Raw genomic sequence first — 20408 nt, 5'->3', positions numbered from 1 at the left:
GGAAAACGCGCGTCGGTGGGCGAATACGTCAATCGCGACGACGAAACGACGAGGCATCGATGTCGTGCCTTTGCAGCCTTGCATAGAGACTACGGCGCGGCAGTTGCAGCACTTCAGCAGCAACGCCCACATCGCCATTGCATCGTTCGAGCGTGGCGCGGATGACCCCTTCCTCGAACCGATCCATCTGTTCGGATAACGGCAATGTGCTCGGTTCATGTTCAGGGTCATGCCGCAAGCCAAGCACCACCTGTTTGGCATAATTGCGCAGCTCGCGCACATTGCCCGGCCAGTCGTCGGAATGGAGCCGTGACTCGATGGCTGCATCGATTGCGGGGCGCGGTTGCCCGAACTGGCTGGCGGCCTCGTCGAGAAAATAGGCAAAAAGGAGACCTATATCCTTGCGGCGTTCACGCAAGGGCGGAATGCGCAACCGCACCGTTTCTAGCCTATAGAAAAGATCAGAGCGAAAACGCCCCGCTGCAACGGCACCGTCCAGATCGCCTTTGGCGGCCGCAATCACCCGCAGATTGACAGCACGAGGCTCTCCGGTCAGCGAAGGCAACTCGCGCTCCTCCACAACCCGCAGCAACTTGCCTTGCAGGTTGACCGACATGCTGTCGATCTCGTCAAGAAAGAGCGTACCCCGATCAGCATCGGCAATCCTGCCGCGCTGAATACGATTGCCAAACAGGACGTCATCTGCAACCGCATCGGGGAGCGCAGCGCAATCAATCGCAACGAAGCCGCGAGCATGGCGCGCACTCCAGCGATGCAACAGTCGGGCGACAAGTTCCTTGCCCGTACCAGTCTCGCCTTCGATCAGTACATCAACATCGACGCTCGCCAATTGGCGAATCGTGTCGCGCAGCCGCACCATGACCGGCGTTTCGCCCAGCAATGGATAATCCTGCTCGGCTTCCGCCGCAGCACGGCGCAGACGCCGGTTTTCCAGCACCAGACGGCGCATTTCCAGCGCACGGCGCACACTGGAAATCAGGTGATCGGCTGCAAAGGGTTTGGCAATAAAATCGAAGGCGCCCTTCTTGAGCGCCGTGACGGCCATGCCGATATCGCCATGGCCTGTCATCAGAATGACCGGCAATTCGGGGTCACGCGCCAGCAGCGCTTCCATAACGGCATGGCCATCGATACGCGGCATCCGAATATCGGTGACGACAACGCCGGGAAAATCGGCGGTCAGATTGGCTAGCGCCGACTGGCCATCGCCGTGGGTTTCAATATCGATCCCGGCAATCTCGAAGGAATCCGCAAGGGCCGTGCGAAACGGCGCATCGTCATCGACCAGCATCACGCGCAAGGGTTCACTTTCCGTCATGCTCACCGTCCTTATGCACCCGCTTCCACGTCGCAGCAAAAGCCGCACCACCCAGTGGTGAAGGAACGACCCGCAACGTTCCCTCCAGTTCCGTCATCAGATCGCGCGCGATACCGAGCCCAAGACCAAGCCCGTCCGGTTTGCCGGTGACAAAGGGGCTGAAAATCTCATCATCCAGTTCCGGATCAATACCCGGACCGTTATCTGCAACGATCAACGACACTTGTTCATCGTCTTGCTCGATGATGATTGCGACATGCGGATCGGGCTGCGCCGTCACCGCATCGAGCGCGTTTTGCAGCAAATTGACGAGCACCTGTTCCGAGCGGATACGGCAGGCGAACACCATCAATTCTGATTGCTCCGGCATATCCAGCGGTACATTGGCATTGCGAAAACGGTCGCCCATCAACACCATCGTGCCATCGACCAGTTCGTTCAGTGGTATCGGACGCGCAACGCTGCCGCGTCGACGGGCAAAGCGGCGCATCTCCTGCGTAATGGAGCCGATGCGCGCCGTCAGATCGACGGAGGTCGTCAGATTTGCGGCAACCTTGTCGAGCTTGCCCTTGGACAGATAGTGCTGCGCATTCTCGGTCAGCGTACGGATGGTCGCGACCGGCTGATTGATTTCATGCACAAGGCCCGCAGTGATCGAGCCAAGCGAGGCCAGCCTGTTTGCCTGCGCCAACTCCTCACGGGCATCACGAAAGCGCTTGTCGGCGCGCTCGCGCTCGATCATCTCGGCACTTAGTTCCGCCGTGCGTTCGGCGACAGCTTTTTCCAGCGCAGCGCGATCAGCAGTTGCACGCGCAGCGTGCGTCATGCGCCAGTAGACGGCAGCGGCAAGCAAAAACACCACCAGCATCGCCGCAACGGTGATCAGTCGCGCCAGATCATGGGCCGCCTGCATGGACGGTGCGGTCGGCTCGATATGGACCAGTTTCAGCGCGGTCCCGGCAATGGGTTCTTCAACGACGACGAACGGATCGCCGGAAGGTCCGCGCATCACCCCTCCAGACTCAAAAGCATAACGGCTCGGCTGGAGATCGGCGGCATGGAACTGCCCGCTTTGGAGAATTTTCGTCCGTTCGGCGGTGGTAATCGGCTGGAAAGACCGCAGCGCTTCCGGCATATCGGTCGACGCCAGAATGATTCCGCGTGGATCAATCACAAAGGTCTGACCCGGATCGTTCGTCCATGTAGTGACCAACCGGTGAAACTCAAATTTCACCACCACCACGCCGACCGGATTGGTCTGATCACCGATGCGCCTGGAAAGGAAAAGACCAAAACGTCCGCTCAGATCGCCGATGGCGTAATATTCGGCGTCACCGGCAGCCATGGCGCCCTGAAAATAGGGGCGATAGCTATAGTTGCGTCCAACAAAGCTTTCCGGCGTGCCTGCATTCGATGAGGCAATAACGACACCGTCACGGGCGATGACATAGATGATAGGCGAGCCGATCTCACGGGCCAGAAAACCGAGATTGGCATTCAAGCGCGCGACGGCGTCCTGCGCCCCGCCTGCCAGCACATCCCGCAGATCGCTATATTCCTTCAACGCGACAGGAAGGAGACGAAACTTGGCCAGCTCACTGTCGATCAGACGTGTTTGCTGACGCGCAACAAGTGTTGCGTTCTGACGCAACCGTTCGGTCGCGCCCTGCTCCGTCCATAGTTTTGCAGCCGTCCAGAAACCCGCCGCCAACATAATAGCAAAAGCAAGAAGCAGGAGTTTCACCGCGTTTCGGGACATCTTCATTTGTGCAGAATTATGCAATATCCAACGCAAAGTCACGCAGATTTTTGCACAAACTATGCAGACTTACGCAGCCGCGGACCATCTTTTTCAAATAATTTCAAAGAATTAAACTTTTTAACGCCGCTCTATGGCGATTGAAATCCGCGTACCGCATCTTATCGCCACCACGAAAATGGGAGTTTCGTCAGGAGGGGTTCACCTATGCAGCGATATCAATGCCCGCCTAAAGTTAGCCGGACGGGGACTTCAATTTCCTCAACGCCAATGGCGCTTTTGTGGCGGAGCGCGGTTCATAGCTGAACCCTCCTTTCACAATTTCAGACAATCCGGCTTCGGTTTTCAAGCCGTCCGGCACCACAGCCTTTTAAAACCCTCAACACAACAGAACCCGACTGGCAGCGCAACGAAGCTGCGCTTCTGCAACGGGTTGATCCTCAGATATCGAGACATGTGAAGGAACAATAATGGCCTCAATAACATCCGAACGGAGTGATGCGCCGAGCACCAACAGTCGGCTTAAATCGATCATCGGTGGTTCTACCGGCAATTTGGTCGAATGGTTCGACTGGTATGTCTATGCTGCTTTCACGCTCTATTTCGCACCGCATTTCTTCCCCTCCGACAGCCAGACCGCGCAGCTTTTAAGCGCCGCAGCCGTCTTTGCCGTCGGCTTCGTGATGCGTCCGATTGGTGCGTGGATCATGGGCATATATGCCGACCGCAAGGGCCGTAAGGCTGGTCTGGCACTCTCCGTGACACTGATGTGTGCTGGTTCGCTGATCATCGCGCTCACCCCTGGATATGAGACCATTGGAATTGTCGCGCCAGCCCTTCTGGTCCTCGCACGACTGATGCAGGGGCTGTCGGTCGGTGGCGAATATGGTGCGAGCGCCACCTATCTTTCTGAAATGGCGGGGAAAGACCGTCGCGGCTTTTTCTCATCGTTCCAATATGTGACGCTGATCTCCGGCCAGCTCTTGGCCATTCTTCTCCTGATCGTTCTGCAATCGACCATGGAAACCTCGGCGCTGGAAGCCTGGGGCTGGCGTATTCCATTCTTCATTGGCGCTCTGCTTGCCGTTGTCGTCTTCTGGCTGCGTCGCGGCCTTGCGGAAACCGAAAGCTTCAAGAACGCGAAAGCGAAGGATGCGCCAAAATCGGGCTTCTGGACCCTGATCAAGTACCATCCGAAGGAAACTGCGCTGGTCATGCTTCTGACCGCTGGTGGTACGCTCGCCTTCTATGCCTACTCGATCTATATGCAGAAATTTCTGGTCAACACGTCGGGCTTCAGTCGTGAAGTGGCAAGCCAGATCAATGCCGTGACACTGTTTGTCTTGATGTGCCTGCAGCCGATAGCCGGTGCGCTTTCGGACAAGATCGGTCGCAAGCCCCTGATGATCGCCTTCGGTGCGGCTGGCGTGCTGTTCACCTACCCGATTTTCACCACGCTGGAACAGACCCGCGATGCATGGACTGCCGGGATTCTCGTTATGGCGGCACTGATCATTGTGACCGGTTACACCTCAATCAACGCAGTAGTAAAAGCAGAACTTTTTCCGGCTCATATCCGTGCGCTTGGCGTGGCGCTGCCCTATGCTCTCGCCAATACACTGTTTGGCGGCACGGCGGAGTATGTCGCGCTGAGCTTCAAGAATGGCGGCTGGGAACGTGGCTTTTACTGGTACGTCACCGTCATGATCGGCATTTCCTTGATCGTCTATCTCCGTATGCGGGATACGAGCAAGGACAGCATGATCAAGGAAGACTGATCATATTGCCTCCCAAGCGCAAAGAATGCCGGGCCTATGGCCCGGCATTCTTTTAGAGGGGCTCTATTTTAAGAACGTAAAGCTCTCTTTCCGATCCATTGGCATTAGCTTACCCAAACGGTCACCGGCGTTCTGAAACGGTGCGTGCGGCATTTTCGACGAGTGGTCCGAAACTGTCGCTGAAGCCTTCCGCCGACCATTCCTGCAGGCTGCCAGCCACATGAATTGCGCCGACCGGATTTCCGCCCGCATCAAGAATGGCCGCGCCAATAGCAACTTCGTTATGCAGAAGCTGGCGACACAAGACAGAATGCCCGCGTTCCCGCGTGGCATTCACCTGCTCCATCACCTCTTCCAGAGAGCGAATCGTATGGGGCGTGAAAGGCGTCAGGTCGGAACGGCTGACGATATCCGCGATTTTTTCGTCGGGCAGTCGTGAAAGAATGGCAACGCCACCCGCCGTGCAATAGGTCGGAACGGCATGGCCGACGAGCGTCGCGCTGAAGATTTCGTGCTTTGATGGCATGCGCACGGCGTAGACAACCCGGACATCGTCGAAAAGCGAAAGATCGACGCGTTCACGCACGCGGCGACGGAGCTCCAACATGATCGGGTTGGCGCGTTGTAGCATCGGATTGAGCCGCAACAGATCATGAGTCATATCGAGGATGCGCAAGCCCGGCAGGTAACCGCGATCTGCGGGATCGCGGGCGATCACATCAAGTTTTAGCAGTGAATGGACGATGCGCTGGGCTGCGCTTCGATCGATCCCAGCTGCAGTCGCTATCTGGCTCAGCGACAGCGGATGCCGTGCCTTCTGAAACGCCATCATGACAGCCACGGTCCGCGCAACAGAGCGCAGGAACAATGGATCTTCATTATAGGCTTCCCCCTCATCGGGGTCAAAAGTGGAGATGCCGCCCAGGTCTCGAAATGTGTTCATGGGAAAAATCTTTAGTCGCCGTTCAAGGATTGACAAGTACCAAAATTGGTCCCTAAGATAAAAATAGATATAGATGTATCGCTGACAGATACACGTTCCTGCCCGAGGGGGCAAATCTATGAAATGGGAGTATGCTCGTGTCAAAACGCGTGGCTGTCGCTGGCTTTTTGCATGAAACAAACACGTTTGCTGCGGCTCCAGCCGATATGGCGGCATTCGTTCAAGGTGGCGGTTATATTCCGCTGTCGCGCGGTGACGCGATTGTCGATCACGCGCAAGATGTCAATCTGGGCATTGCCGGTGCACTGAAATTTGCCCATGAAGCGGGATGGGAAATTGTGCCGATCCTGTGGGCAGGGGCCATACCGTCTGCACTGGTCACAGAAGATGCTTATGAAACCATCGTCTCGGAAATCGTTGCCGGGCTAAAGGATTGTGGTCCGCTCGACGGGATTTTCATCGACCTGCACGGTGCAATGGTTGCTGCGCATGTCGATGACGGTGAAGGTGAATTGCTTGAGCGGATTCGCGTCGTCCGCCCGGAAGAGCCGATTGCAGTCGCGCTCGATCTGCACGGTAACATTACAAAGCGCATGTTCGAACTTTCCGATGTGATGGTCGGTTTCCGCACTTATCCGCATGTCGATATGGCTGAAACCGGTTATCGTTCGGCCAAGGCGTTGCAAGCCCTGATTGATAAATCGGATGTCTGGCCGCATGGCTGGCACAAGACCATGCGTCAGGGCGACTATCTCATCCCGATTGCCTGGCAATGCACGGACGAGCAACCCGCCAAGGCCCTCTATGGCATGACGGTTGACCTGCCGGAAAATGTGCTGACAGCCTCGCTTTTCATGGGGTTTCCCGCCGCTGATTTTGCTGAATGCGGCCCTTCTGTCTTCGCCTATGGCTGGGACCACGCCGCGGTTGAGCGTTGCGCGGACGCCATCGCCAATGCGCTGGCCGCGGCGGAAGGGTCGTTTGCAGGCATTGCCTATCAACCCGAGGAAGGGGTCGAAAAGGCGATTGAACTCTCCCGCGATGCAAAGCGACCCATAGTAATTGCCGATACGCAGGACAATCCCGGCGCCGGAGGCAGTTCCGACACGACAGGAATGCTCCGGGCACTTGTGGCCTGCGGTGCCAATAGGGCATCCATCGGCTGCATGCACGATCCGGAGGCGGCGGCACTCGCCCATCGCGCTGGCGAGGGAGCAGAAATTGAAATTTCGCTGGGCGGCAAATCCGGGATAGCCGGCGACGAGCCGTTCACAGCCCGGTTTCAGGTCGAGAAACTGTCTGACGGGAAAGCCCATGCAACCGGGCCCTATTATGGCGGCACGTGGCTCAACATGGGACCATCAGCATGTCTGCGGCTTGGCGGCACGCGCGTGGTCGTGACGACCAATCTGGCGCAGATGGCCGACCGCGCCCTGTATCGCATGGTGGGTATAGAGCCGGAACAGGAAGCCATTCTTGTCAATAAAAGCTCTGTCCATTTTCGCGCAGATTTCGCGCCGATTGCCGAGAAACTTTTAGTCTGCACGGCTCCCGGAGCCATGCCGCTGAGCCCGGCCCAACTATCATGGAAACATCTTCGCTCGGGCATCCGGCTCGAGCCGCTAGGGAAAGAATTCAATCCATAAATAAAGAAAAAACCTTCAGAGGAACCACATAAATGCTGTTTTTCAAATCCCCCACCTCCGGTCCCATTCTTCGCCGGTTGAAATACGGAATAGCCGCTTCTCTGATCGCACTCGGTGCTGGCAGTTTATCAAGCAACGCATGGGCTGAAACAACCCTGACAGCCGTCATGCATTCGGATCTGCGTATCCTTGATCCAGTTATCACGACGGCGCATATCACACGCGATCATGCCTATATGATCTATGATGTGCTGATCGCCGTGGACGAGAATTTCAAACCGCAGCCACAAATGGCAGACTGGACGATTTCAGACGACCAGAAAGTCTACACTTTTACGCTGCGTGACGGTCTCAAGTTCCACGATGGCGCACCTGTCACCGCAGCCGACGCCGTGGCGTCACTGCAACGCTGGGCCAAGCGCGACGCGGGCGGCCAGCTCATCATGGACATCACGGAGTCGCTCAAGGCCACCGACGACAAGACGCTGGTATGGACGCTGAAGGAACCTTTCGCGCCGTTCCTCGATACGCTGTCCAAGCAGGCGGCCCTGCCGCCTTTCATCATGCCAGCCCGCATCGCTGCGACCCCCGCCGATACGGCGATTACCGAACATATCGGTTCGGGCCCGTTCAAATTCGTGCCTGCGGAATTCCAGCCAGGCGTCGGCGTCAGTTATGTCAAGAACGAGGATTACGTCCCGCGCAAAGAGCCTGCGAGCTGGATGGCCGGGGGCAAGATCGTGAATGTGGACAAGGTCCGCTGGGTCACGATGACCGACGCGCAGACTGCGGTCAACGCGCTGATGAGCGGCGAAGTCGATTACATGGAGCAGGTGCCGGTCGATCTGGTCCCGCTGTTCGACGGCGACGATTCCGTCGTTCTGGAAAAGCGCGATCCGCTCGGCTACCAGACCATGGGGCGTCTGAATTTCAAGCATCCGCCTTTCGACAACCCGGATATCCGGCGCGCTGCCTTTCTGGCAATGTCGCAGGAACCGGTGCTGGCAGCGCTGATGGCGGACCCGAGCTATTACAAGGTTTGCGGCGCAATTTTCGGTTGTGGCACACCGAATGCCACGGATATCGGCGCCGAAAGCCTAACGGCGAAGGGCAATATCGAGGAAGCCAAGGCGCTGCTGAAAAAGGCTGGTTATGACGGCACGCCGGTCGTGATGATGCAGCCGACCGATGTGACCAGCCTGTCGCCCCAGCCGGTTGTTGCCGCGCAGCAATTGCGTGCGGCCGGTTTCACGGTCGATATGCAGCCGATGGACTGGCAGACGCTGGTTGGTCGCCGCGCCTCCAAGGATGAGCCTTCAAAGGGCGGCTGGAACATTTTCTTCACCAACTGGCAGATTCCCGAAATTGCAACGCCGCTCAATTCGGTGATGCTCAATGGTCGTGGCGATCAGGGCTGGTTCGGCTGGCCGAAGGACGACCAGATCGAAGCCCTGAAGAAGGACTATATAGCCGCGCAGTCGCCGGAAGACCGCAAGGCCGTGGTCGAGAAGATACAGGCGCACACGCTTGAGAATGTCCTCTATATCCCGCTCGGTGAGTACAACCCGCCACAGGGCCGCCGCGCCAATGTGGTCGAAATGCTCGGCTCGCCAGTGCCGGTCTTCTGGAATGTGAAAAAGACAGAGGAATAATTCTGCCCCGGCTATCGCGCTGCAAATCTCTCTGGCGCGATAACTCCCTGTCCAACGCGGAACCGGCTCCTCCCTCCGGTTCTGCCTCACACGGGACGTGTATATGGCTGTCTATCTGATAAAACGCATTTTTGCGCTCGTGCCGGTTCTGTTGCTGGTATCGATCTTCGTCTTCCTCCTTTTACGTCTCACGCCCGGCGATCCGGCGGCAATCCTCGCAGGCGATGCCGCGACGACCGAGCAACTGGAGCGTATTCGTGAGGCCATGGGTCTCAACGAGCCGATTCTGACGCAATATTTCACCTGGATGGGCAAGATATTGCAGGGCGATCTCGGCGTGTCACTCATTTCCGGCGTGCCTGTGCTGGATATGGTTTCGCAACGCATCGGTCCGACCATTTCGATTGCCGTTCTGACCATCATCATTGCGGTTCTGGTGGCTATCCCCATGGGCGTTGTCGCAGCCTGGCGGCATCGTTCCTGGATCGACTATCTGGTCATGAGCTTTTCGGTTCTCGGCTTTTCCGTGCCTGTGTTTCTGGTCGGTTATGTGCTGTTGTTGATCTTCTCCGTCAATCTCGGCTGGCTGCCGGTACAGGGGTTCAAGCCGATTTCATCGGGCTTCGGCGGTTTCATGGAACGGGCCATTCTGCCCGCTCTGACATTGGCTTCCATCTATATCGCACTCATTGCCCGCATGACCCGTGCGGCGATGCTGGATGTGCTGGGTGAGGACTATATTCGTACCGCGCGTGCCAAGGGTGTGAGCGACCGCCGCCTTCTTTTCGTGCACGCGCTCAAGAACGCTGCCGTGCCGGTCGTGACGATTGTGGGTACGGGCTTTGCCTTGCTGATCTCCGGTGTCGTCGTCACCGAGAGCATCTTCAATATTCCGGGCATCGGTCGCCTGACCGTAGATGCCGTGCTCGCGCGCGATTATCCCGTCATTCAGGCCATGATCCTTTTGACGAGCGCGCTTTATGTGTTCGTCAACTTGCTGATCGACCTTTCATACACCCTGTTCGACCCAAGGATTCGTTACTGATGCGCTCTGAATCGACATCGGCTGGCATGCACTGGATGCTTCGCCTGTTCTCGTTGCCGCGCGTCGCTCGCGTCGGTATCGGGCCACTGGTTGCGGGCGCTCTTCTCGCCGCAATCGTTCTGCTCACCCTCATCTCACCCTGGATCGCACCGCACGATCCTCTTGCTATGAACCCTCTGATGCGTCTGAAACCGCCCTCGGATGAATATCTGCTCGGCACGGACAATTATGGCCGCGACCTCTTCTCGCGCATGATCCTCGGCGGGCGCATCTCGCTCCTGATCGGGCTTCTCGCAGCGGCGGCATCGATTGCAGCCGGTGTGTTCATCGGTCTCATCGCTGGTTTCTTCCGTACTGCCGATACCATCATCATGCGTATGATGGATGCCCTGATGGCGATGCCTTCGATCCTGATTGCCATCGCACTTGTTGCGCTCAATGGGCCGTCCATCGGTTCGGTGATCGCTGCGATCACCATTCCCGAAATCCCACGCGTGGTGCGTCTGGTCCGTTCGGTTATTCTGAGCGCCAGAGAGGAGCCCTATGTTGAAGCGGCAATGGCCCTCGGGTCCAGCACACCGAAAATTCTCTTCCGGCACCTTCTGCCGAATACGATGGCGCCCTTGATCGTGCAGGGCACCTATATCGTCGCATCAGCAATTCTGACCGAAGCGATCCTTTCATTCCTGGGTGCGGGTATCAGCACCGAAATCCCGACCTGGGGCAACATCATGGCGGAAGGCCGCCAGTTCTTCCGCATCAAGCCGTCGATTGTGCTTTGGCCCGGGCTTTTACTGACATTGTGCGTGTTGTCGATCAATCTTCTGGGCGATGCAGCGCGCGATAGTCTCGATCCACGTCTCAAGAAGCGGGAGGGCTGATATGGAACTGCGCAATCGTGATTTCTCGCAAGAGCCTGTTGTGCTTGAGGTGGAGAACCTCATCGTTGCCCTGCCGGGTGGCACGCCCGTCCTGCGTGATGTCAGCTTTGATATCCGCAAAGGTGAAACGGTTTGCCTTGTCGGTGAATCCGGATCAGGCAAATCCGTGACCTCCCTGACGGCGATGGGACTGTTGCCCAAGGATGCCCTCAAGGTGAAAGGCGGCGCAATCCGGCTGGATGGCAACGACCTTCTCAAACTGTCGCTTGCCGATATGAAGAAAATGCGCGCCACGCGCATTTCCATGATCTTTCAGGAACCGATGACGGCGCTCAATCCTGTCATGCGGGTTGGCGAACAGATCACCGAGGTCCTCGACATTCACACAGCACTGTCGGCGGAAGCCAAACGCGCCAAAGTCATCAACATCATGGAACAAGTGCACCTGCCGGATGTGGAGCGCATCTATCAGAGCTATCCGCATCAGCTTTCCGGTGGTCAGCGCCAGCGCATCATGATCGCCATGGCGCTCATTCTGGAGCCGATGCTGTTGATTGCCGATGAACCGACCACGGCGCTTGATGTGACGACGCAAAAGCAGATTCTGTCGCTGATTGCTGAATTGCAGGAAAAGCATGGAACCGCCGTGCTGTTCATCACGCATGATATGGGTGTGGTTGCCGAAATCGCAGATCGTGTCTGCGTGATGCGCAGCGGCGAGATCGTGGAGCGCGGCACCATCCGGCAGGTGCTGACGCGGCCGCAGCAGCAATATACCAAAGACCTGCTCGGTTCGGTGCCAAGTCTCGTTCCACGAGCGGCGCGCGAACCGCTGGGACATGATCCTGTTATCCGCGTCCGCAATCTTGGCATGACCTATCAGAGCGGCAGCATTTTCAGCAGAAAGCCCGGTGTCAAAGCATCGCGCGAGGTGACCTTCGATCTGCAACCGGGTCGCACGCTCGGTATCGTCGGTGAATCCGGTTCTGGCAAGACGACGGTAGCGAGATCTATCATGCGCCTGATCGAGCCGACCGAAGGTGAAATCGTTGTTGACGGTCGCGATATCGCCCATCTCGGCAAGCGCGATATGAAGCCGTTTCGTAAAAAACTTCAGGTCGTTTTTCAGGACCCGTTCCGCTCGCTCAATCCGCGCTGGTCCATCGAGCAGAGCCTGACCGAAGGCCCGGTGAATTATGGTGTCCCTTATGAGGAGGCCGTGGCGGAAGCCAAGAGGCTCCTGAAGATCGTATCGTTGCCGGAAGATGCTTTGAAGCGTTATCCCCACCAGTTCTCGGGCGGGCAGCGCCAGCGCATCGCTATCGCCCGCGCGGTTGCGCTGCGCCCGGATATTCTGGTTGCAGACGAGGCAGTGTCGGCGCTTGATGTGTCGGTGCAGGCGCAGGTTCTCGATCTTCTGGCAGAACTGCAGAAGAACACCGGTATCGCCATCATCTTCATCACGCACGATCTGCGCGTCGCAGCGCAAATTTGTGATGAAGTGCTGGTGATGAAGCGTGGCGAGGTGGTCGAGCAGGGAGAGGCGGCCAACGTTCTGGGAAGCCCGTCACACGACTATACGCGCGCACTGATCGAAGCGGCTCCCGGTCGCTTCTGGGATTTTGCAGCGGGTCAGCCCGTCGCCTAATTGGGGGCCGCAGGGAGCGGCCCCGATTTTCCGAGTGATTTTGAACAGGAATGAAATCATGCCCATCATACCGTTTATTGAGGAGAAAGCCGGCGAGATGCGCGCGGTTTTCGAGGATCTGCATCGTCATCCCGAGATCGGCTTTGAAGAGAAACACGCTGCGGGTGTTGTCGCCGATCTTCTGGAAAAATGGGGCTTCGATGAAGTTCATACCGGCATTGCCAAGACAGGCGTCGTCGGCATCCTGAACGGGCGCAATGCTGGCAATCGTCGGGTCGGCCTGCGCGCGGATATGGATGCGCTGCCCATCGACGAAATTTCCGGCGTTCCCTATAGCTCGCAAAACCCCGGTCGCATGCATGCCTGCGGCCATGACGGACACACGACGATGTTGCTCGGCGCCGCGCAATATCTGGCCGCAACCCGCAATTTCGAAGGCAGCGCCGTTTTCGTTTTCCAGCCCGCCGAAGAGGGGCTCGGCGGTGCGCGCGGCATGATCGCGGAAGGCCTGTTCGAGCGCTTTCCGTGCGATGAAATCTACGGCATGCACAACCAGCCCTTGGGCACACTTGGCAAAGCCGTCATCCGCAAGGGCGCGGCCATGGCCGGTGCCAGCTTCTTCGACATCAAGCTGACCGGCAAAGGCAGCCATGCCGCCCAGCCGCATAATGCGCGCGATGTACTGGTGATCGGTGCCGATCTGGTCGGTCAGTTGCAGACCATCGTTTCCCGCAACATTCCGGCGACCGAAGCCTGTGTCGTTTCCTGCACGCAGTTCCACACCGGCAGCGCCTATAACATTGTGCCGGAAGTGGCGACAATCACCGGGACGATCCGCTATTTCGAAAAGCGCGTCTGCGATCTTGCTGAAAGCCGCTTGCGTGAGATTTGCGCCGGTGTGGCTGCGGGTTATGGCATCACGGTTGATGTCGATATTCGCAATGTTTTTGATGTGCTGCGCAACGATCATGAACTGGCCGATGCCTATGTTGCGGCGGCACGCGACGTGCTGGGCGAAGAAAATGTGACCGACGATTGCCCGGCTTTCATGGGCAGTGAGGATTTTGCCGATATGCTCGCCCGCGTACCTGGCGCTTACATCAATGTGCTGCATGGTGGCAAAGCAGCCCTTCACAATCCAGCCTTTACGCTCGATCCCGCAACGTTGCCCATCGGGTCGTCCATCTATGCCCGGATCGTGGAAACTCGCCTGCCAGTGAATAAGGAATTAGCCGCATGAGTGCGCATGAACTGCCGTTTGATCTCGACGATATGATTGCGCGCCTGCGCCCATGGATCGAGACGGAAAGCCCGACCTTCGATGCGGCGGCCGTAAACCGCATGGTGGATGCTGCGGCTTATGATTTTGCAGCCGCCGGTGCGAGCATCGAATTCATTCCTGGACGCATGGGCTATGGTGGCTCATTGCGCGCACGCTTTCCGCATGCGGATCAGGGCAAGCCGGGCGTTCTGGTGTCAGGCCATCTTGATACTGTGCATCCACTAGGCGTCATCGATGTGAACCCCTATCGCCGCGAAGGCGGCAAGATTTATGGTCCCGGCATTCAGGACATGAAGGGCGGCAATTTCGTCGCTCTGGAAGCGATGCGCCAGATCGTTCGCTCGGGGCTGACGACAAAACTGCCTGTTACGTTCCTGCTGACACCCGACGAAGAAGTCGGCACGCCTTCGACGCGCGACCTGATCGAACAGGAGGCGCTCAAGAACAAATATGTGCTGGTGCCCGAACCGGCGCGGCGCGATGGCGGCGCTGTGGTGGGGCGCTATGCAATTGCCCGCTATAATCTCGAGACGGTCGGACGCCCCAGCCATGCCGGCTGGCTTTTGGCGGAAGGCCGTTCCGCCATCCGCCGCATGGCGGAAAAGATCATCGATATCGAAGCGCTCACTACGGATGACTGCACCTTCTCCGTCGGGGTTATTCAGGCGGGGCAATGGGTCAATTGCGTTTCCTCAAACTGCAAGGCCGAAGCGCTTAGCATGGCCAAGACCCAGAAAGATCTCGAAGACGGTGTTGCGCGGATCATGGCGCTTGCCGGTGTGAAAGACGATGTCGAGTTTATCGTGACGCGCGGTGTGACACGCCCGGTTTGGGAAAATGCGCAGCCGCAGGATATGAAGCTTTTCAACTTCGCCAATGATATCGCCCAGAAGATCGGCTTTACCATGACGGCACAGAGTTCTGGCGGCGGCTCGGATGGTAATTTCACCGGCGCGCTTGGCATCCCAACGCTCGATTCCATCGGCGTGCGGGGCGAAGGGCTGCATACATTGGACGAGCATATCTTTGAGGACAGTCTGATCGAACGCGCACGCCTTCATGCGGGCCTTTTCCTCGAGCTTGAATAAAGTGTGGCAGGTGCGGCGATGTTCAATGCAAAGTCGGATGAGATGAAATTTGATGCCCATCAGATCACGGGCCTGAAAGAGAACGTCACCATCACGGTCGATCAATGGGGTGTTGCTCATATTCGAGCCAACAACCTTCATGATCTTTTCTTTGCAGAGGGTTGGAACGCCGCACGAGACCGCCTCTGGCAGATCGATGTGGCGCGCAAGCGTGGCCTCGGCCTGCTGGCGCGCGACTTCGGCCCCGGTTACCTTGAACAGGACAGGGCTGCACGGCTGCTGCTCTATCGCGGCGACATGGCTCCCGAATGGAACGCCTATGGACCGGATTCGGAAGAAATCTGCACCGCATTTGCCGGTGGCATCAACGCCTATGTCGATGCCTGCGATGCGGGGGTGATAGCGCTTCCTCCTGAATTTCTGCTACTGGGCAATCGACCGGATCGCTGGAAGCCGGAAGATGTCGTGCGTGTGCGGACTCACTCGCTCACGCGCAATGCATCGTCCGAACTTCTGCGGTCGAAAGTGATGGCAGCAGCCGGGATCGAACTTGGCGCGAAGCTCGATCAGTTACGGAAAGAATTGTCGCCCGGTGTCGTCCCGCAACCGGTTGACGGGTTCGATCCGGTGATTATGACGGATCGGGTTCTGCGCGATTTCAATCTCGCCGTCAGCCCGGCGACCTTCTCCAGAGACCGGCTTGCCGCTACACTTGAGGAAGCCGATCTATGGACCACGATTGCTCCATCCGGTGAAATCGTCAGGGCCGCTTTCGAAGAAGGGTCCAACAACTGGGCGATATCAGCGGAGAAAACCAGCACAGGTCGTCCAATTCTGGCTCTCGACCCGCATCGCACACATGTCTTACCGTCGATCCGCTATGTCGTGCACCTGTCAATGCCGGGGCTGGACGTGATCGGCGCCGGTGAGCCGATGGTGCCCGGCATATCGATGGGCCACAACGGCACCGCCGCTTTCGGGCTGACCATTTTCGGTGCGGACCAGGAAGATATTTATGTCTATCGAACAAAGGAAAGCGACCCCGATCTTTATGCCTATGGCGAGGACTGGGAAGCCGTCAAGACGATAGAAGAACCGATTTCCGTCAAGGGATATCCAGATCAAACGGTTGCGCTGAAATTCACCCGCCACGGCCCTCTTCTCTATCAGGATGCTGAAAGCAATCGTGCCTTTGCATTGCGCACCGTCTGGATGGACCCGGGTATGGCGCCCTATATGGCCAGTCTTTCGGTCATGCGTGCAACCAGTTATGCGGACTATGCGGATGCACTGGCGGGCTGGGGGTGTCCATCCGTCAATCATATCTATGCCGATACGAGCAACACGATCGCGTGGAAGCCATCCGGAGCGTCGCCCGTTCGCACCAATTGGGACGGGCTTCTCCCTGTGCCGGGCAATGGGCGTTATGAGTGGGATGGATATTTGCCGCCGCAAGCCGGTCCTCAAGAGATCAACCCCGCTCGCGGTTTCGTGGCGACGGCTAATGCGATGAATGTGCCCGACGATTGGTCGCGTTCGAATCCGGCCATCGGCTATGAGTGGCTCGACAGCAGCAGGCATAATACGCTTCATAACGAACTATCCCGAATGGATCCAATTTCGATAGCCGATTGCGCGCGCCTGCAATGCTCAACTTTTTCACCGATTGCCGCGCGCGTGTGCGCCTGTTTATCAGCCATGCCAGCGGTGACTGCATCACGGGTCTGGCCGCTGCTTCGAGACTGGAATGGCGATCTCGCAGCCGGATCTGCGAGCGCTGCGTTTTTTGAGGTTTGGTTCAGCAAGCATCTCGGTCCGCTTGCCGCTCGATCGGAGGGCGCGACGCCGCAGATTATCCCGTTGCTCATGCCATTTGATGCACCGAGCATCGTGACCTGGCTGGAAGGCGCACAGGCCGATAAGCAGGTGGTTGAGCGCATCATCCAAAGCCTCAATGACGGCTGGGCAGAGTGCGAAACCCTGATGGGTACTGATCCTGATTGCTGGTCATGGGGACAAATCCACAAGCTGTATTTGCAGCACCCGCTGCAAGCGCTTACCGAAGAAAACTGGTCTCTGCCACCCATCGGTCTCGGCGGAAGCAGTTCGACACTCAACTATGCCAATTATCGTCTTGAGGATTTTTCTGTTCTGGCCGGGCCGTCTGTCCGCATGGTGATCGATGTTGGGGCTTGGGATAACAGCCTGTTTGTCAATAATCCCGGACAGTCGGGCATTCCAGAAACATCACATTATCAGGACCTTCTTGAGAATTGGCACGAGGGAATTCATTGTCCGCTCGTCTATTCGCCAAAGGCGATACAAGCCGCAGCCAAGCACACGATCATGCTAAAAGCATAGTTGAGGGATATTCAGATAAATTGCGGAAGATATCAGGCCGTCACATTCCGCCCGGCCTATTACCTCTCAGCAGTAATCATATCACCAATCATCGGACCGATTTTGACAATAAGCGAAGGAAAAATCCCCCGCCAATAAGAGAGGCAAGCAGGCCCGCCGACATGGGCCACGGATAGGCGAGATTGCGCCCAAGCCAATCTGCAAATACGAGCAGCAAAGCGCCGAGCAGAGCGCTGGCCAGAAGTCGCATCGTCACCCCTCGGAACCCGAGCATTGCTGCAAAATGCGGCACCATAAGACCAATGAAGCTGACGGGCCCGACAGTGATCGTCGCCGCCGTTGTTCCAAGTCCTGCAATGGCAAGAAGGATCGCCCGGCTTGACGAAACTTTAAGGCCAACAGAGCGCACCGTTACATCGCCCAATGGAAAGATATCCAGCGGTCGCCTGAACAGAAGGGCTGCAAGCAGAACGATAGTCGCGCAGATGCAAACCAAAGCCGCGTCATTCCAGCCGATGTTACCCATCGAACCTGAAAACCAGTTCAGGAGGCCAGCCACCCGCGGATTGCCACTGGCGAGAAGCAGGATCATCAGAGCATGGAACATGCTCCCCAAGCCAACGCCGATGAGAAGAACGCGTTCGGGCTGAAAAGCAGTACGCCAGCCGATCCCGGCAATGACACTCAGCACGACCAATGCGCCGAAGGTGGCGACGGCAAGCTTGGAAAAGCCGCTCGCATCGCCCATGAAGAGCACCGCGATTGCAAGCCCAAAACCCGCACCATAGCCAATGCCGAGCAAGTCAGGACTGGCCATCGCATTTCGCAGCGTACCCTGCAGAACAAGGCCCGCAACTGCGAGACATATGCCGGCGCCCGCCGCAGCAAAAATTCTTGGCCCGCGCCACCCTGTTACGGCCTCTGGCGCGGCAAAACTCCAGCCGTCAGGCGTATTCGACACCAGCACTGAAAGGATCATGCAAAAGGCAAGAGCGCATGAAAGGGCAAAGAGGAGGCGCAACGGCTTCTGGAGTCTCTTTCCAGTCGAGGTACCTTCTTGTGCTGACGAAACACCGGGCAGACGAACGCGGCTTGCCAGAATGACGAGAATTGGTCCTGTGAAGAGGCCCGTAGCGGCGCCAGCGGGAATATTGCCGACGAAAGGCGCAATGGCCCGCAACAGCTGATCGATACCGACAAGCAGCAACGCGCCGAGCAAAGCCGACCACACGAGCCTGCGCCCGTCCTGTCCGGGCGCAAAGGCGCGCGCAAGGTTGGGCGCGGCAAGTCCAATCATACCAATCAGCCCAAGACTGCTGGTAATGACCGCAGCGGTCGCGGCAGCGGCGGCAAGCAGAACCAGCCGCATCATTGCTGGTGAAATACCAAGGCCCTTTGCCTGGTTATCACCGAGCGATAGAAGATTGAGCGGACGTTGCAGAATGAAGATGAGTACTGCAAGCGGCAGGAGGCGCGGAAGCAGATAGAGACAGACTTCCCACCCACCCTGCTGCAGGGAACCTGCCTGCCAGGTCAGCAGGTTGATGAGGTAATCATGATTGAAGAGTACAAGCAGGCTGAAGATTGCGTTGCAATAAAGTCCAACCATCAAACCGGCCAATACGACAGTCGTCGAAGAAAACTGTCCGCGAGAGGCGATGAACAGCGAAAGGCTGAGTGCCATTCCCGCACCGATGATTGCTATAGCTTCATTGCTCGCGATCCACAGGCCGGGTGCGAAAACCAGGGTGAAAGCCAGTGCGATCTGCGCGCCGGAGGCGACGCCCAAAAGTCCGGGTTCAGCCAGCGGATTGCGCAGAACGGTTTGAAACACCGCGCCGCCAAGCCCGAGCGCACCGCCCACGAGCAGGCCGACCGCAAGACGCGGCAGAAAGCTGTAATAACCGATCACATGGCGCGGATCGTCGGGATTGGGAGCTGTTATAATATGCAGCCATTCTGCGGGCTTAGCGATGCTAAGAAAGCCCTGGACAATCAACAGCGCTACACATGCCACCGAGAAGGCCAGCATTATCCAGCGCAGGGAGGAGTGTCGCGGGCGGGCGCAGGTTGTTTCAAGGCCGCTCACGCCATGTTCTCCAATCCCGAGGCGATGAGGTCCGCCAGATGGGCCGCGGAAGGCACGCCGCCAAAGGGATGAAACTGGTTCAGCCATGCGACGCGTCCATCGCGCACCGGTCGGAGCAGTTTCCACATGGTGTTTTGCTGTAAGGAGCGTTCGGTCTGAATCCGTTGCGAGGGAATGTCCACGACGAGAAATGCCGCGTCAGCGCTTTCCACCAGCTGATCAAGCCCGACACGAGCCATGCCGGTTCCATTCACCGGGCCAGACCAGACATTCGAAAGTGCGAGTTTTCGCAACACGGCATCGGGAAGCGTGCCTTCGCCATACATGGTCATTTCACGGCCGCCAATATCAGGCAGCATGACACCCACCGCATACTTATGTTTTGAGACCGTTTCACGCGCCTTTGCAAAGCGCGTTTCCGCATCCTCCACCACGGAAGATGGCACGGAAGGCGAAACACCACACAAATTCGCGACGCGCTTCAATATCTCGATCGCGAGCTGGTATCGTTCGACATTGGGCGTCGTGATGCTCGGCACCAGCGCGACACGGGCAACATCGGCGATGCGCGGTGTCATCACCAGATTATAATCCGTCGCGATCACAAAATCGGGCTTCAGCGCTGCAAGCGCTTCAAGATTGATCTCCCAGAAAGGCCCGACATCAACGACCGTTTCCGGTAAAACCGGCGCCGCCATACGCTGACGGTAGAAACTTGTATCGGAAAGCCCCACGGGTACAATTCCGAACGAGAGCATGGCTTCCGCCGCAGCCCAATCGATCGCCACGACACGCGGAGCAGATGCGGCGGCGACTGCGGAACCAAAGCCTGAAAGCCCCGCGCAAAGCGCGAGGCCCGAACCCAATATTATCTGGCGACGTGTCAGCAAAGCATCT

General features: G+C 57.6%; 14 protein-coding genes. 9 read left to right on the top strand and 5 right to left on the bottom strand.

Going from position 1 to position 20408, the window contains the following annotated elements; translation table 11 throughout:
- Window positions 1-28: 28 nt before the first annotated feature.
- Window positions 29-1339: a sigma-54-dependent transcriptional regulator gene (locus tag WIX40_RS22020; protein WP_339442191.1), complete on the bottom strand. Its 1311-nt coding sequence runs from the start codon at window positions 1337-1339 to the stop codon at window positions 29-31.
- Entirely contained in the window at window positions 1326-3104 is a 1779-nt protein-coding gene (locus tag WIX40_RS22015; protein ID WP_339442190.1) for a sensor histidine kinase, read from the bottom strand. Before WIX40_RS22015 ends, WIX40_RS22020 begins: the two co-directional genes overlap by 14 nt.
- A 464-nt stretch (window positions 3105-3568) precedes the next feature.
- Here WIX40_RS22015 and WIX40_RS22010 point away from each other — a divergent pair, with 464 nt between their 5' ends.
- Entirely contained in the window at window positions 3569-4876 is a 1308-nt protein-coding gene (locus WIX40_RS22010) for an MFS transporter (protein WP_339442189.1), read from the top strand.
- Window positions 4877-4997: 121 nt separating this feature from the next.
- On the opposite strand, the gene WIX40_RS22005 is transcribed toward WIX40_RS22010, so the two are convergent.
- Window positions 4998-5819: an IclR family transcriptional regulator gene (locus WIX40_RS22005; protein WP_339442187.1), complete on the bottom strand. Its 822-nt coding sequence runs from the start codon at window positions 5817-5819 to the stop codon at window positions 4998-5000.
- Window positions 5820-5950: 131 nt separating this feature from the next.
- Here WIX40_RS22005 and WIX40_RS22000 point away from each other — a divergent pair, with 131 nt between their 5' ends.
- The 8 genes from WIX40_RS22000 (at window position 5951) to WIX40_RS21965 (ending at window position 17422) form a co-directional block, all read left to right on the top strand.
- A complete protein-coding gene (locus WIX40_RS22000) occupies window positions 5951-7465 on the top strand; it encodes a M81 family metallopeptidase (protein WP_339442185.1) in 1515 nt (504 codons plus the stop codon).
- Window positions 7466-7497: 32 nt separating this feature from the next.
- Window positions 7498-9117 (top strand): ABC transporter substrate-binding protein, encoded by a 1620-nt coding sequence (locus WIX40_RS21995; protein WP_339442184.1) that lies wholly within the window; start codon window positions 7498-7500, stop codon window positions 9115-9117.
- Between the two features lie 103 nt (window positions 9118-9220).
- Window positions 9221-10162: an ABC transporter permease gene (locus WIX40_RS21990; protein WP_109366298.1), complete on the top strand. Its 942-nt coding sequence runs from the start codon at window positions 9221-9223 to the stop codon at window positions 10160-10162.
- Entirely contained in the window at window positions 10162-11043 is an 882-nt protein-coding gene (locus WIX40_RS21985; RefSeq protein ID WP_078340590.1) for an ABC transporter permease, read from the top strand. The genes WIX40_RS21990 and WIX40_RS21985 overlap by 1 nt, the downstream gene beginning before the upstream one ends.
- Before the next feature lies 1 nt (window position 11044).
- Complete coding sequence (locus WIX40_RS21980; protein ID WP_339442182.1) at window positions 11045-12691, top strand: ABC transporter ATP-binding protein; 1647 nt, start codon at window positions 11045-11047, stop codon at window positions 12689-12691.
- 58 nt (window positions 12692-12749) lie between these two features.
- A complete protein-coding gene (locus tag WIX40_RS21975; protein ID WP_140025892.1) occupies window positions 12750-13931 on the top strand; it encodes a M20 aminoacylase family protein in 1182 nt (393 codons plus the stop codon).
- The gene (locus WIX40_RS21970; RefSeq protein WP_140025891.1) at window positions 13928-15061 is read left to right on the top strand and encodes a M20/M25/M40 family metallo-hydrolase; all 1134 of its coding nucleotides are present in this window, start codon (window positions 13928-13930) and stop codon (window positions 15059-15061) included. The genes WIX40_RS21975 and WIX40_RS21970 overlap by 4 nt, the downstream gene beginning before the upstream one ends.
- Window positions 15062-15103: 42 nt before the next feature.
- Window positions 15104-17422: a penicillin acylase family protein gene (locus WIX40_RS21965; RefSeq protein ID WP_339442177.1), complete on the top strand. Its 2319-nt coding sequence runs from the start codon at window positions 15104-15106 to the stop codon at window positions 17420-17422.
- Between the two features lie 88 nt (window positions 17423-17510).
- Here WIX40_RS21965 and fhuB read toward each other — a convergent pair whose 3' ends face one another.
- Entirely contained in the window at window positions 17511-19511 is a 2001-nt protein-coding gene (gene fhuB, locus WIX40_RS21960) for a Fe(3+)-hydroxamate ABC transporter permease FhuB (protein ID WP_339442175.1), read from the bottom strand.
- Window positions 19508-20401 carry an ABC transporter substrate-binding protein gene (locus tag WIX40_RS21955; protein ID WP_339442173.1) on the bottom strand — a complete coding sequence of 298 codons (894 nt, stop codon included), beginning with the start codon at window positions 20399-20401 and terminating at the stop codon, window positions 19508-19510. The genes fhuB and WIX40_RS21955 overlap by 4 nt, the downstream gene beginning before the upstream one ends.
- Between the last annotated feature and the right edge of the window lie 7 nt (window positions 20402-20408).

The sequence above is a fragment of the Ochrobactrum teleogrylli genome (assembly GCF_037482325.1).
Taxonomy (GTDB): domain Bacteria; phylum Pseudomonadota; class Alphaproteobacteria; order Rhizobiales; family Rhizobiaceae; genus Brucella; species Brucella teleogrylli.
The sequence above is the reverse complement of the archived record's forward strand: the minus strand, read 5'-3'. Positions and strand labels throughout refer to the sequence as shown.